Source organism: Yinghuangia soli (assembly GCF_021502675.1).
GTDB lineage: Bacteria > Actinomycetota > Actinomycetes > Streptomycetales > Streptomycetaceae > Yinghuangia > Yinghuangia soli.
The window spans coordinates 52,068-66,777 of record NZ_JAKFHA010000020.1 but is presented as its reverse complement, the minus strand read 5'-3'; the positions used below and the strand labels follow the sequence as shown (position 1 = coordinate 66,777).

11 protein-coding genes are annotated in these 14,710 nt (G+C 71.4%); 2 read left to right on the top strand and 9 right to left on the bottom strand.

The genetic code is table 11. The features are described 5' to 3' along the window. Positions 1-196: 196 nt before the first annotated feature. Both LZ495_RS27885 and LZ495_RS27880 read left to right on the top strand, forming a co-directional pair. Positions 197-5,137 (top strand): helix-hairpin-helix domain-containing protein, encoded by a 4,941-nt coding sequence (locus LZ495_RS27885; RefSeq protein WP_235055678.1) that lies wholly within the window; start codon positions 197-199, stop codon positions 5,135-5,137. A 156-nt stretch (positions 5,138-5,293) separates the two neighbouring features. Next, a complete protein-coding gene (locus tag LZ495_RS27880; RefSeq protein ID WP_235055677.1) occupies positions 5,294-6,445 on the top strand; it encodes a PQQ-like beta-propeller repeat protein in 1,152 nt (383 codons plus the stop codon). A 21-nt stretch (positions 6,446-6,466) separates the two neighbouring features. Here LZ495_RS27880 and LZ495_RS27875 read toward each other — a convergent pair whose 3' ends face one another. From LZ495_RS27875 to LZ495_RS27835, 9 genes are all read right to left on the bottom strand, one after another. After that, positions 6,467-7,198: a GNAT family N-acetyltransferase gene (locus LZ495_RS27875; protein ID WP_235055676.1), complete on the bottom strand. Its 732-nt coding sequence runs from the start codon at positions 7,196-7,198 to the stop codon at positions 6,467-6,469. A gap of 105 nt (positions 7,199-7,303) precedes the next feature. Continuing rightward, positions 7,304-8,560 (bottom strand): nucleotidyl transferase AbiEii/AbiGii toxin family protein, encoded by a 1,257-nt coding sequence (locus LZ495_RS27870; RefSeq protein ID WP_235055675.1) that lies wholly within the window; start codon positions 8,558-8,560, stop codon positions 7,304-7,306. 114 nt (positions 8,561-8,674) lie between these two features. After that, entirely contained in the window at positions 8,675-8,977 is a 303-nt protein-coding gene (locus LZ495_RS27865; RefSeq protein ID WP_235055674.1) for a glycoside hydrolase family 25 domain-containing protein, read from the bottom strand. After that, a complete protein-coding gene (locus tag LZ495_RS27860; protein WP_235055673.1) occupies positions 8,967-9,296 on the bottom strand; it encodes a hypothetical protein in 330 nt (109 codons plus the stop codon). The genes LZ495_RS27865 and LZ495_RS27860 overlap by 11 nt, the downstream gene beginning before the upstream one ends. A 315-nt stretch (positions 9,297-9,611) precedes the next feature. Further along, positions 9,612-10,793 (bottom strand): acyl-CoA dehydrogenase family protein, encoded by a 1,182-nt coding sequence (locus tag LZ495_RS27855; protein ID WP_235055672.1) that lies wholly within the window; start codon positions 10,791-10,793, stop codon positions 9,612-9,614. Beyond that, positions 10,790-11,974: an acyl-CoA dehydrogenase family protein gene (locus LZ495_RS27850; RefSeq protein ID WP_235055671.1), complete on the bottom strand. Its 1,185-nt coding sequence runs from the start codon at positions 11,972-11,974 to the stop codon at positions 10,790-10,792. The genes LZ495_RS27855 and LZ495_RS27850 overlap by 4 nt, the downstream gene beginning before the upstream one ends. Before the next feature lie 231 nt (positions 11,975-12,205). Next, positions 12,206-13,405 carry a thiolase family protein gene (locus LZ495_RS27845; protein ID WP_235055670.1) on the bottom strand — a complete coding sequence of 400 codons (1,200 nt, stop codon included), beginning with the start codon at positions 13,403-13,405 and terminating at the stop codon, positions 12,206-12,208. Between the two features lie 45 nt (positions 13,406-13,450). After that, complete coding sequence (locus tag LZ495_RS27840; RefSeq protein ID WP_235055669.1) at positions 13,451-13,849, bottom strand: Zn-ribbon domain-containing OB-fold protein; 399 nt, start codon at positions 13,847-13,849, stop codon at positions 13,451-13,453. 63 nt (positions 13,850-13,912) lie between these two features. After that, entirely contained in the window at positions 13,913-14,416 is a 504-nt protein-coding gene (locus tag LZ495_RS27835; protein WP_235055668.1) for a MarR family winged helix-turn-helix transcriptional regulator, read from the bottom strand. Between the last annotated feature and the right edge of the window lie 294 nt (positions 14,417-14,710).

Here is a 14,710-nt window from a genome sequence, read left to right as displayed (position 1 = left end):
ACGGCCGCCAAGATCAGCGGAGTTGCGAAGAACGCTGCCGTGGCCGACCATCGGCCCGCGACCGACCGGGCGGGCGGGGTTCGGCCGTACCGGTGACTTCGTACGGCCGCCAAGGGCGGCGAGGTTTGTCGTGGTGACGGCGGGGAGAGTGGCGTGGGGTTGACCGGATCAAGGCTCTACGTCCTCGGGGAACGCCATGGCTCAGCTCGTCGACATCAATTCCGCATCCGAGGCGACGCTGGCGGCCCTGCCCGGCGTCGGGGACACGATCGCCGAGAGCATCGTCGCCTTCCGCGAAGCCCATGGACCCTTCGCCGCGGTCGAGGGCCTGCTGCGCGTCGACGGTTTCACCGAGAGCCTGCTCGCGCGGCTGCGCCGCCGTATCACCGCGGAGCCGCCGGCCTTCCGCACGCCCGCGCGCGAAACGGTCGACGTGCAGCTCGTACAGGCGTCCGGCACCGGTGACTTCACCGGGCACACGGTCTCCGTCACCGGCGTCCACAGCAATGGCGAAGGCGGCGTCGGCGACGTGCCGTTCGCGGCGTACGGGCAGGCCGCGGCCGACGGCACGGTCACCCTCGACATCCCGGCCCGCGCGGGGCTGGTCGGGGACGTGAGCATCGCGGCCGGCGCACCCGACGGCGAGATCCTCGCCCGCAAGGAGACCGCGGGCCCGACCTTGCCGCAGTCGGTGCAGCTGACGTTGGATGCGCGCGTGCCCGGCACCACGCAGCCCAACAAGGACCCGGGCGCCGGGCGGCCCACGCGGGTGCGCGGCCGGGTGATCGACTCGGCCGGCCGCCGCCAGGCCGCCGGGCTGCAGGTGGTGCTGTGGGGCGCGACCGCGCAGAACCCGGCCCAGGCCGACTACCGCGCGCTGACGGTGGCCACCACGGACAACCGCGGGCATTTCGGCGGCCCGTACCCGGTGGCCGTGTTCACCGATGCGCATGCCACGGTCGGCATCGACGACGACGCCGTCAAAGTGCCCGTGCACCTGGAAGCCGGCGGGCAGTTCCCGGAAACGGTGCTGCTCGTGGTCGACCTGCCGCAGCCCGAGGACGAGGAGGACTGCTCCTGCCACAGTCCCGCCTCTGCTCCGCGCCTCCCGGACGCCGTCGACCTGGCCCGCGCCGACGGCACGTTCTCCTCCGATGCCGGGATGGGCCGCTGCGTCGACTTCACCAAGCCGGACCGGACCTTGGAGGAGTACGGCTTCAGCTACCTGGTCCGCACCACCGAACCCGAGATCCGCGGTCTCGTCCTGGAAGAGCCCGTCAAGGTCCCCGGCCACAAACTCAACCCGTACATCAGGGACTTCGCCAAGCTGGCGAACGAACTGGCAGCAGAGGAAGCGCGCCGCGGCGCCGGGGACGAGCCGGCCGCGCGGGACGTACGCGAAGCCGGCGGCGCGGGAGGATCCGGACTCCGCACGCTCTCCGGGCACGCCGCCCTGGGCGCGGCCGCGATCGCCGGCTCGGCTGCGGCCCCGAACGCCCCCGAGGCCGCCGAAGCGACCGAGACCGCGCTGATCGACGCCGCCACGCTCCGCGGGCTCATGCGCGACCCCGGCAGCTCACCGCTCGACGCGATCCGGACCGCCGCGCAGCTCACCCGGTACGCCGACCTGCGCCGCTACCTCGGCGCCGCGGCGGCGCGCCCCCCGGGGCGCCGGCCGCTGACCGCCGAGGACAGCGTGGACTGGGACGACGACCCGACCGTCTTCCAGGCCGCCACCATCGCCCACGGGCACATCCTGCGGTTCAAGCAGGAGTGGGTGGCCGACGGCTACTCGATGGGCAATCTGCTCTACAGCCTTCCCCTCGCCCCGGGCCAGCGGAAGCAGATCGCCGTCGTCGACTGGGAACGCCGCGAGACGACCGCCGAGACCGGGTTCCGCGAGTCCCGCGACAACCTGGAGGCGAGCCTCACCCGCGACCGCGACATCAACGAGATCATCTCCGGGACCCTGCAGGAGTCGACGCGCGGCGGGTCGTCGTCCTCCTCGGGCAGCATCGCCGCCGGACTCGGCATCGCGGCGATCGTGCCGCCGGTCGGCGGCCTCCTCGGAGTCGGCGGGGGCTCCTCCAGCGCGGACAGCTCCTCATGGCAGGAGTCCTCGCGCTCGACCGCAGCCAGCGCGCTCAACCAGCTCCGCGACCGCACCCTGCAGGCCGCCTCGTCGGTCCGTACGCAGCGCACCTCGGTCGTGCACACCGTCGCGCAGGGCGAACGCGTCGTGGCGACCACCGAGTCCGTCGCCAACTACAACCACTGCCACGCGCTGACCATCCAGTACTTCGAGGTGCTGCGCCATCTCCTGGTCCGCGAACGGCTCGTCGACGTCCAGGAATGCCTCCTGGTCCCGCTGCCCATGTCGTGGTTCACCGCGGACAAGGCGCTGCGCTGGCGCAGCACGCTCGCCGAGGCGACGCCCGCTGCGCTGCGCGGCGGGTACGCCGCCCTCGACCGCATCCGCGCCGCGTACGCCGGCAGCGACCTGCCCGCCCACCGGTACGCGGACGAGAACCTCGTCACCGTCTCCGGCGAGCTGAACATCCGCTTCCAGCTGGCCCGGCCGCGCGACACCGACGACAAGTTCGACCCGGACGAATGGGAGCCGCTGCGCCGGCTCTTCGGATTCACCCCGCAGGACTTCTACGACCAGTACCTCAAGGGACAGCAGTTCAAGGACCGCGTGTTCCTGGAGCAGCTCGGCCCGAAGATCGCCGCGTCCGTCGCCCGCGCGCTCCGGGTGGAGGCGCTCCGCGACGACGACACGCCCGTCGACCTCGGCATCGACCCCACCCTCGTCACCCGCTTCGGCAACGACCAGAGCCTGTTCGTGTCGCTGCGCATGAGCCGATCGCTGCCCGCGGTCATGCGGTCCGCCATCAAGTCGGTGCGGATCTCCGCCCAACTCGGCCTCGCCGGGCTGCCGTTCCTCGGCGAGATCCTCCCGGCCGGCTCGCGGGTCATCGTCGAGTCCGGCACGCTGCGCTACCGCACCGCGCATCTGTCCTCGACGCTGTTCGGCGACGCGTCCATCCAGAACGACCTGACCGGCTACGACCACGTCCGCATCGAGACCCCGCTCAACCGGCAGGAGATGCGCAACCCGCGCGAGGAGGACAAGGAACTCGTCCGCAAGCTCCTCGCCCACCTCAACGAGAACATCGAGCTCTACCACCACCACTTGTGGTCGCGGATGAGCGACGCCCGGCGGTTCATGCTGCTGGACGGCGTCGAGGCGCCCAACAGCGGCGGCCGATCGGTGGCCAGCGTGGTGGAGAACGAACTGATCGGCATCGTCGGCAACAGCCTCGTGCTGCCCGTGGCCCGCGGCTTCCACCTGGACCCGACCTTCCGGCAGGACGCCAAGAAGCCGGTCGACCTGCTCGAGCACTACCAGCCCAACACGCCCATCGAGCCGACCCGGATCGCCGTCCCCACGTCCGGGGTCTACGCCGAGGCGGTGATGGGCGCCTGCAACTCCTGCGAGGAGCAGGAGGAGAACCGCTTCTGGCGCTGGCACGAGGTGCCGATCCCGGACGCCCCGCCGCAGATCCTGCCCACCTCGACGGACACCCGCCGCGCCCTGCCCGCCGATGTGTCGCCCGCCGACTTCCCGCAGCCGATCATCGCCATGCAGAACGCCCCCGCCGCACCGGACCCCACCGGCGTCGGCGCCGCACTCACCCTCCTCGGCCAGGCCGGCGCCTTCCGCGACATGGCCGGGCTGGAAGGCACCCAGAAGAACGCCGCGGCCGCCCTGGAGCAGGCGTTCACCACCGCGACCGCCTTCGGCACCAAGGCCGCCGACCTCGCGCTGCAGGCGAAGATGAGCAAGGACATCGACAAGGCCCTCAAGACCATCAAGACCGCCAAGGCCGAAGGCCTGATCGGCGACCGGCAGGCGGCCGAGCTCACCGGCACCGCGATCCGCGGAATGGTCGGCGCGGGCGCCACCAACCCCCAGTCGGCGACGACGACGGGCGAGGTCAAAGAACTCGCCGACAGCGCGGGCGAGAACAATGCGTCCGTGTCGGTCACCCGGCCCACCGGGGAGAAGATCGACGTCGACGCCCGCCCGCTGGCGATGCCGGGCTCCAACCCGCCGCACGACGCGGGCGTACCGCCGCTCCCGGCGGGTGTGCCGCAGGCCGACGTCCAGATCGAGATCACCGGCGGCATGCACACTCTCGACCCGCTGAGCTCCGGCCCGCCGGCCGAGTTCGTCTTCACCATCAAGGACCTGACCAGCATCACCGCCGACAAGGCCACCCTGTCGCTCAACGACGGCAACGTGACGGTGTACGAGCAGGTGCTGCCGCAGTCCTTCCTGTCCACCGGCCGGTACGTGTGGCACTGGGACGGGCGGAACATGCAGGGCATCTTCGACGGCGAGACACTTCGCCGCCAACTGCACCTGATGCTGGACTTCGAGTACCAGGGCGCCAAGACGATCGACAAGCTCGTCACCCTCGACAACCGCGCCAACGCCGGCTGGACGAGCGCCAAGGTGGACAAGGCGGCGAAGCGGATCGCGGTGGACGTGTACGTCGACTGCCAGAACGAGGACAGCCTGCCGCAGGCGACGTTCGACAAGCTCCGCGGCCTGGTGATCAGCGGCATCGGGAAGTACTGGTCGCGGCAGGTCACGTACGCCGGGTCCACGTACACCGTGCAGGTCACCGCCAACCAGCGGAACTACGCCGCCGAAGACCTCGACCTGTACATCGAGACCGGCTCGGGTTACCGCCGCAGCCACAACTCCGGGATCATCGACGCGTCGATCTTCTACAACAAGGGCTTCTTCGGCGGCATGAACGCGAACGCCGACAGGGACTACGAGATCACCGCCGCCCACGAGTTCGGCCACGCCATTCTGGAGGCGTGGGGCGGCAAGGCGCTCTCGTGGGGCCACAAGGGCACGGTGAACGCCAACCCGTTCAAGTTCTGGAACTTCCAGGACCCGTCGCCGAGCGCCACCGCGTACCCCGCCACCGGCGAGATCGACCTGATGAAGTATTACACCGGCAGCGAACCCGCCGACTACGCAACCCGCGTCATCGCGGCCGAGGACGACGTCCTGCGCCTGATCGGGGTCACCTCGGTCACGCTGCGCATGCCGTGACCCGCGGTGGACATGCGCTTGAAAATTCGCTTGAACGTTCGATTGTTCACGGGATGTTCGAGGCTGCCGTGATCCCTGGAAGCCGGGCCCGCACCATGCGGACCATGGGAACGCCCATGGTCCGCATGGTGCGCTCGACAGAAACGGGGATCTGCGTTGACGAACGGACATGTGCCCCGCCGGGCCCTCGCCTCAGGGCTGGCCGGCGTCGTGATGGCGGTCGCGGTGGGGGCCACCGGGTGCGGTGACGACGGATCGGGCGGCGGGAAGATCACCCCGTGGTCCGCCGTGATCGACGGTTCGCGCCCCAGCGACCCGGTGCTGGGCGACGGCGCGGTGTACGTCGCGTACGAACTCCCGAACCACCAGGGGCGGGTCGTGGCGATGGAGGCGGGCAGCGGCAAGGTCCGCTGGAGCGTCCCGCTGGCCGGCCTCGGATCGGGCACCAGGCCGGTGGTCGCCGGCCGCACCCTCCTCGTGAACAACACCGGCGGGGTCTACGCGCTGAACACCGCCACGGGGGAGACGCGTTGGAAGTACGAGGACGGCATCTACGGGAACATCGGCCATCCGGGCGTGATCGGCGAGACGGTCGTCTTCGGCAGGGAACCCGACGGCCTCAAGGCCGTCGACCTGGCCACCGGCAAGGACAAGGGCGAGTTCGGGGAAGGGGACTCCTACGACTTCGCGCCGACCGGCCAGGGCGACCTGATCATCGCGGTCGGCTCGGAGTCGACCGGAGTCGTGGCCTTCGACGCGAAGACCTTCGAGGAGCGCTGGCGGCACAAGGTGGCCAGTGAGCCGCAGCAGGCCCCGTCGGTGGACGGCAACGTCCTGTATGTCAACGCGAACAGCGAGGGGGTCTACGCCCTCGACGCGGCCACCGGGGACGAGAAGTGGCACACCGACGTGTCCGTGGAGAGCGAAGCCCAGCCCATCGTCGGCAACGGCACCGTGTACATCGGCGGGGGCAGCACCAGCTCCACGGAGCTGTACGCCCTGGACGCGGCCACCGGCAAGGTGCGCTGGAAGTCCGAGGTATCCGGCGACCCCAGCAAGTCGCCCGAGGTCATCGCGGCCGGCTCAGGGGACACCGTGTACGCCGGGAACCGCTCCCGCGCACTGTTCGCCTTCGATCCGGCGAAGGGCACCTCGAAGGGCACGATCACCCTGGCCGGCGAGCCCATATCGGCGCTCGCCGCGTCGCGAGCCGGGGTGTACGTGATCCTGCGGGACCCGACCGGCGAATTCGTCCTGGTCGCCCTCGACGGCCGGACCTCCGCGGCCCCGACCGGCCGCAAGACCTGACCGGCGGGACAGGAGGGACGGTCAGGCGACCGCTGCGGCGGCGAGCGGCCGGAACCTGAGGCCCAGAGCCTCGTAGGTGCGCCGGGCCGGGGCGTTGTCCGACTCCACCATCAGGGCGACGCGGCCGTGCGCATCCAGCAGTTCCGCGACGACGAAGGCGCAGACAGCCGCCCCGAGGCCGGTGCCGCGGGCCTCGGGGCGGACCGTGACACCGCTGAGCAGGGCGACATCCGGTGCGGACCAGGCATCCGCGGCCACCGCGGCGAGCGAGCCGCGTGCGTCGCGGATGCCGGCCCAGCGGGTCACGCCAGGGGTGCCGGGCCGCGCGTGGGAATCCGGGAAGCCGGCCTCGACCAGGTCCGCGATCTCGGCGTCGGCGTGCGGCGCGAGCCACCTGGCACGGTCGCCCCGAGGCGCCACCGGGCCCTCGGCGCCGCGCTCCATCCAGCCGAACGTGCCGGCGACCGCCAGCGCGGGGATGCGGTCGGCCAGCAGCCGGATGGTCTCCGGTTCCCCGAGCGGCCGGTACGTCGGGCCGACCTCGTCCAGCACCGCGGAGACGAGTGCCACGAGCGCCGCGGGGTCGCCGTGCACGGCCAGCCGGTCCCGGCAGGCCAGCGAGGGACCGGCGACCGCGACGGCGCTGCCGTCCTCGGCCGCCCACGCCCGGGCCCCGGCCTGGGCGGCCCACATGCACAGGCCGTCGCCGCCGGTGAGCTCGGCGACGTCGGCGAGCGTGATCTCGTGGTGCATGGCGGCAGCGTACGTCGCGGCTCCCCGCGCCGGATCACCGGGGACAAGTCGGGCAAATGGCGGGCGTACTGTGCGGCAGGACCGCCCGGCACGCGCAGGGTTCCGTCAGACCGTTTGCCGCAGGGTGGTGAGCGCATTCTCGGCGAGCGCGGCCAGGTGCGAGAACGCGGGGAACTCGCGGTAGGTCACCCGGGCCAGGAATTCGATGAGCGTCGCCGTGGCATCCGCCACCGTGCACCGGTCGGCGCCGACCGCTTCCCGCAGGATCACGACGGCTTCCGCAGGCTCCACGGACTCCTCGGACAAGTACACGAGGACCGCTTCCACGCCCTCGTCGCGGAGCAGCTCGCGGGCCCGGGCGATCCATGAGCCGAGATACCGGACCCGCCGCGTGTAGCCGTCGCCGGGCGGGACCACGGCGCTTTCCGCGAACGTGGGGGCCAACGCGGCGGCAAGGCGCCGGCCCAGCGATTCGGTGGAGTCCGTGATCTCCGGGTTGCTCTCGCGGAATCCGCGAACGTCCGGACGGGCCCGGAACAGGGCCTTCGGCTCGAACCTGCGTCCCGCCCATTGCGGATCGGTCGCGACGAGAGTCCGCATGAGCAGGTCGAGCGGGAGCGGCGTGGCCTCGGCGAGCAGCATCGCGTCGTACAGGTCTTTGCCGTCGGGACGTTGATCCGTCATCATCCAGAGCAGTTTCCAGGCCAGCGACTGCTCGGGGGTGGCAGCCAGAAGGCGGCAGGTGTCACCCGCGCCCCGGGCCGAGACCGCGGTCGGGCGGGGCTCCTCGGGCAAGGGCTCCTTGAACACGAAGTCGAGCCGGATAGCGCCCGCGAACGGCTCTTCGGCGTGCCAGGCGTCCCAGGGGAGCATCAGGCGCATGCCGGGCGCGCGGTCGTACGACCAGACCTCCTCCCGCCGCGCGGCGTCCCCGTCGATGCGCACGACGCCGCGGGCGGCCGCCACCGCAGCCGCAGCCGCGGCGATGTCGTCCAGCATGCGGGTGCTCCGAGGCTCGGCCGGGAGCCAGGTGTGCGGCGTCACGACGAAGTCGAGGTCCGCCGGTTCACGGGCGGCGTCGCCGTACCAGCCCTTGAGCAGGATGCTGCCGCGCAGCACGAGGTGGTCGGCCCAGCGCGAGTCGGCGACGGCCGCGAGCATGTCGTCAAGCGCCTGCCTACGTAGCTGCCGCCGCCGGGCGAGCAACTCGGCGTGGAAGCCGTCGGCGTCCTCGTCGGGAACGTCCCAGTAGCCGACCGTCGGAGAGCTGTCGTCCTGCGGCTCCGTCGGGCACGCGACCGAGGCGGACCAAGCCTCCCAATCGGACGCGTCCCACTCCGTCACCATGTGCTCTTCGGCCACGCTGCCGTTCAAATGACCCCGCCCCCTGCCTCCGCCTGCCGGCCGATCCGGCCGCGCCGAGATTTCCAGGCGCGACCGACAAGCGAGGAGATCTCCCGGCGGCAGGGGCAGGCCTTATGGCCACCACAGTGTGTCGACGACCGTGCCGGCGAGGTCGGCGCCTTCGGTGCAGGTCTTCATGCTCGGTTTGGTCCAGCCGCCGAATGGTGTGAAGTTCTTGAAGTTCGGTTCGCCGTCCGCGGTCGGGTCCCAGAGGCGGCAGGAGCTATGGCGGTCGGAGTTGCCGCAGATCGTGTTCCACTCCGAGGCGGTGGTGACGACGCCCGGGGTGATTCCCCGTTCGCGCAGGGCCTGCAGCCATTCCCCGATGAGGCGGGCGTTGGTCGTCGGGATACCGCCCCAATTCTCACTGTCCACGGAAATTGCGATCCATACGATGGGCTTGCCTTGCGGGAAAGGGATTTGGTCGATGAGATCGGCGAGACGCCGCGCCGCCCTGGTGGGGGGTGACGTTCACGAAGGTAGGAGTGGCGAGTAACTGGATGTCGACCACGCCGCCGGCGGAAGCGTCGGCGACGTTGAACGCGAGGTTGACATCGTTGCCTCCGTCCTTGCGGTGGGAACGCACGACTGCGGTCGTACCGGCCTGCTGTGTCAAGGCGCGGAAGGTGTCCGGGGACATTGGTGTCCCGTGCGGCATGAAGCCCTTGGTGACGAGCGCATCTGTGGATCCCATGCATGCTCCAAAGTGAGACGAAGGGATCGGCCATCCCGATCGGGCAGCCAACTACCCGAATATCACTAGGTGTTGCGGGCATGCCGAGTGTAGTCACCGGGCGAATCGCGAGCGTGTCGTATCGGCGTCAATGGCGCGATCTCGTTCTCTTTCCGCCGGCCCCGGCAGCAGCCGCTCGCGGTGTGGCGTCCCCCAGTCCGACCGCGGTTCCGGAGCGCAATTGGCGTCGACCGGCCGGCACCAGGCTTGCGGTACGTCTGCCACCACTCGCCGGTCGTCCGGTTCCGCGGACCGCGGACCGCGGACCGCGTAGGGTCATGCGCCGGGGATGTCGGCGAGGCGGGCCAGTTCGGCGTAGTGCTGATCGGGGCTGCCGAACATCAATGCGCTGCTCATGGCGCGCTTCACGTACAGGTGGGCGGGGTGCTCCCAGGTGAACCCGATGCCGCCGTGCAAGTGGAGGCTCTCCTCGGCGACGCGTACGGCGATGTCGCCGACGTGCGCCGCGGCCAGTGCGGCCGACAGCGGGAAATCGGCGGAGTCCTCGGCCGCGCAGGCCGCCGCGTAGCGTGCGGTTCCCCGGGCCGCGGCGAGCTCCGACCACAGGTCGGCGGCGCGGTGGCGCAGGGCCTGGAAGGAGCCGATCGGCCGGCCGAACTGGTGCCGGGTGCGGAGGTAGTCGACGGCGGCCTCGAACGCCGCCTCGGCGGCGCCGAGTTGCTCGGATGCCAGCAGCGCGACACCGGTGTCGACGGCATGCCGGAGAACGGCGACCGCGACGTTCTGCCCGGTCAGCGGACGGGCCTCGGCATCCTTCAGCACCACGGTGCCCAGTGGCCGGGTGGCGTCCAGGCAGGTCTCGCGCGTGACGGAGACGCCCGGGTCGGTGCTGCGGACCAGCAGCAGGTGCGGAGCTCCGTCGAGCAGTGCGGGAACGATCAGCAGCTCGGCCCGATCCGCCGCCAGGACGTGCGGAACGGTCCCAGTGAGCATCGCCGTACCGCCGGTACCCGCGCCGCGTGTGCGGACGCCGGTGACCGTGTCGGGGAACGCCGCAGTGGGTGCCCGATGGGCCGACACCGCAAGCGTCGCCGTCGTCGACCCGTCGGCGAGTGCCGCCAGGTCGCCGGCGACATCCGACTCCGCCCAGGGGCAGCAGCTCAGCAGGGCGGTCGTGGCGAGTACCGCGCTGGCCAGGTACGGGACCGGCGTGAGGAAGCGGCCGAGTTCCTCCAGTACGAGCGCGGCTTCGCGCTCGGTGGCCCCGGCGCCGCCGAAGCGCTCGGGGATCAGGAGGCCGGCCAGGCCGAGATCCTGGGCGAGGGTCTTCCAGAGGTCGTCGTCGTACGGCTGCTCGGGCGTGTCGAGCCGGGCCAACACCTTCTGCCAGGAGCTGCGTTCGCCGAGCACCGCGCGCAGCGTGGCGCGCAGGTCGTCCTCGACGTCGCTGTGGATGAGCGACGGAATGGGCTGGTCGGCCACGTGCGGGGTCGTCACCGGGGGACGTCCTTCCAGGGGAGCTTGGTGTCGGTGCGCGGTTCGCGGGGCAGGTCGAGCACCCGGTCGGCGATCACGCCGCGCAGGACTTCGTTGGTGCCGCCTTCGATGGAATTGGCGCGCGTCCGCAGGTAGTGGAAGCCGGCGTGGCGGACCTCCCCGCTGCCCGTCATCTCGCTGCGGCGGAACGTCCAGTCGTCGTAGCCGAGCGCGTCGGGGCCGGTGAGTTCGAGGTGCAGCCGGGAGATGTCCTGGGCGATGCCCGCGTATGCGAGCTTCGCCGCGGAGCCCTCCGGGCCGGGCTTGCCGGCGGCGTTCGCCTGGCGGGTGCGCTCGTTGCCGATCCGGGCCGCCTCGGCCCGCGCCCACAGGCGCAGCAGGCGGTGGTGCAGCCCCGGCGTGCGGAGTTCGGGCCGGTCCCGCCAGAGCCGCATGAGCTCCCCGAGCGGGCCGCCTTCGCGGGGTGCGGCGGCGCCGCCGATCGCCACGCGTTCGTTCATCAGCGTCGTGGTGGCGACCGTCCAGCCCTGGCCGACGTCGCCGAGCCGCATGGTGTCGGGGATCCTCACGCCGGTGAGGAACACCTCGTTGAACTCCGCCTGCCCGGTGGCCTGGCGCAGCGGCAGCACCTCGACGCCGGGGGCCTGCATGTCGAGGACGAAGTACGTCATGCCCCGGTGCTTGGGCTCCTGCGGGTCCGTGCGCGCCAGCAGCATCGCCCACCGGGCGTGGTGAGCCAGCGACGTCCACACCTTCTGCCCGTCGACCACCCACGCGTCCCCGTCGCGCACCGCCCGGGTGGCGAGCCCGGCCAGGTCCGAGCCGGCGCCGGGCTCGCTGAAGAGCTGGCACCAGACCTCCTCCCCGGTCCACAGCGGCCGCAGCAGCCGGGCACGTTGCCCGTCGGTGCCGTGCGCGAGGACGGTCGGGGCGCCCATGCCGAGGCCGATCGGGTTGCGCGCGAGGTTGAGGCGGGGCACGCCGGCCGCGGCCAGTTCCTCCTCGACGACCGGCTGCAGGGCACGGGAGAGGCCCAGACCGCCGCACCCGGCGGGCGCATGCACCCAGGCGAGTCCGGCGTCGAAGCGGTGGCCGAGGAACTCCCGCTGCGTCATGCCGGCCAGATCGTGCCGGGCGACGAGGTCGCGCACGCGGGCGCGTATGTGGTCGTGGTCTTCCAACGGGCTCTCCGGGGGTCGGGTCGGGCGCAGGGGAATCGGATGCAGGGGGAGTCGGGCGCAAGGGGAAGTCGGGCGCAGGGGGATCGGGTGCCGGACAACCGGCAGCGCCCTGACAGTCATACATGCATTGATGCATGACTACAAGGTGAAGACGCCGAGGACGACGAAGAGGCCGTGCGGTCGGTGACCGGCACGGCCTCTTCGCTCTGCGGTGGACCGCAGCAGCAGGGATTACTTCTGCAGGATGTGCACCGCCGCGCTCGACCCCAGCCCGATGACGTGGGTCAGGCCGACGCGCGCGCCGTCGATCTGCCGGTCGCCCGCCTCGCCGCGCAGGTGCGTGGCGACCTCGTAGACGTTGGCGATTCCCGTGGCGCCGATCGGGTGGCCCTTGGACTGCAGGCCGCCCGACACGTTGACCGGCAGGCGCCCGTCGCGCCACGGGGCGCCGGAGTCGAGGAAGTCGGCCGCGCCGCCGGGCTCGCACAGCATCAGGTTGTCGTAGTGCAGGAGTTCGGCGGTCGCGAAGCAGTCGTGGAGTTCGACGAGGTCCAGGTCCTCCGGCCCGATTCCGGCCCGTTCGTACGCCGCCGCGGCCGCGTTGCGCGTGCACGTCGACACATCCGGCAGGACCTGCCCGCCGGGCACGTACGGGTCGGAGGTGAGCACCGATGCGGCGATCTTCACCGCGCGCTTCTGCACGGCCAGGGGGAGCGTCGCCAGCCGGGCGGACGAGCACAGGACGACCGCTGCGGCGCCGTCGGTGTTCGCCGAGCACATCAGCGAGGTGTTCGGGTAGGAGATCATCGGGGCCGCCTTGATCTCCTCGAGCGAGAACCGCTTCCGGTACTGCGCAAGCGGGTTCAGCTCCGAGTGCGCGTGGTTCTTCTCGCTGATCTTGTAGAAGTGCTCGACCGACGCCTGCGGGTTCGCATGCAGGTACGCCATGCCCGCCTGGGCGAAAACGCTCGGCATGGTCTGCGAGCCGAGGATGCCCTCGGTGGGCATGACGTGCCCGTCGCGGCCGGCGGGGACGAACTCCTTCTTTGCGCCGACGGGCCGGGCCGCCGCGCCCAGCAGGCCCATCCCCGAGGTCTTCTCCACGCCCACGGCCAGCCCGAGCCCGGACTCGCCGGCGAGGATCGACATGTGCACCGTGCGCAGCGCGGTCGCACCGGTGGCACAGGCATTGGCGACGTTGTAGACGGGGATGCCGGTCTGGCCGATCTGCTTCTGCAGTTGCTGGCCGAGGCCCGCACCGGCGTGGAACAGCGAGCCGGCCGCGAGGATGTCCATGTCGGACATCGCGGTGCCGGCGTCGGCGAGCGCGGCCAAGGCCGCCTCGGCCGCGAGGTCGAGCGCGTCGAGGCTGTCGTGGCGGGCGAAGCGCGTCATGGACGCGCCGACTATCCATACGTGGTCGGAGGCCATGTCGGTCCCTTCTCGGCGGGTGTCGTGGCGGCTGCTGCGGCGCGGTCAGCCGCGCGGGGCGAACGCGTAGGCGACGGCTTCGACGCCGTTGTCGTCGGTGCCCGCGACGAACGTGGTCAGCCGCACGCCCATACCGAGGGCGACATCCTCCGGAGTCGGATCGACGCCGATGAGGTTGCCCGGCACGATCGGCCCGTCGTCGAGGCGCACGATCGCCGACACGAACGGCACGGCGACCCCCGGCGCGGCGCGGTGCACGATCGTGAAGGCGACGACCGACCCCTCGGTCGCCAGCGACTTATCCGCGAAGTCGGCCCCGCCGCAGGACGCGCACGCATTGCGGCGGGTGAGGAAGTCGGCGCCGCATCCGCTGCAGGCCACCGCTTTGAGCCGCGGCTCGGGTTCGAGCACCAGGTAGTCGACGACGGGGACTTGAGCGGGCATAGGGGCTCCTCGAAGCGGACGGGGCGGACGGGGGCGGACTGGAGGCGGACCGAAGGAGGGGAGTCACGGTCCTGTCGTCGGTTCGTCCGGGCCGAGCCCTTCGCTTTCGGCGCCCTTGGACCAGGCTTCGCCGAACCGCTCCAGCAACTCGCCGAGCATGGCGCGGTCCTGGGGCGTCCAGTCCTTGATGGCCCAGGCGATGTCGCGGCGGCCGACGGCTTGCGCGCGCTCGCATGCGGCGCGCCCCTCATCGCTCAGGTCGAGGAGGGAGATGCGGCGGTGGGACGGGTGTTCGGTCCGGGTGAGGAAGCCGTCCTCCTCCAGCGGGGCGACCTGCCGGCTGGCGGTGGACTGATTGACCCCGAGGTGGCGGGCCAGGTCCGTCACCGACAGCGGGCCGGTCCGCCGCAGAAGCAGCAGGATGGACACTCCGGAATCGTGCGTGTCGATGTCGGCGAGCCGCCGCAGCCGCCGGCGTGTGGCGGGCAGCCGGCTCATCGACGTGATCTGTCCGAGGAACGCCTCGATACGCCGTACTGCCGGGTCGTTCTCCGCTTTGCCTGCCACGGGCACAGTCATACGTGCATCAATGCATGAAAGCAAGCACACTGATGCGGCTTCCCCGGCTGGGCCCTGGCCGGCACGGCCCGCGCCGGCGCCACCCATGTGCTCAACCGCCCCTGAGGACATTCCGGAACGTCCACTTCGCGCGGCTGGCGTGCGGCCCGTACGGGGGTGGCGGGCGGCTCAACTAGTGTGCTGCGGGCGGGGAAGATCGTTTAGAGACAGGGGCTGTGGCCGATGCCGCGCAAGCACACCCTCGGCGTGGCGGTCGCGTCGGCTGCCGCACTTGCGATGCTT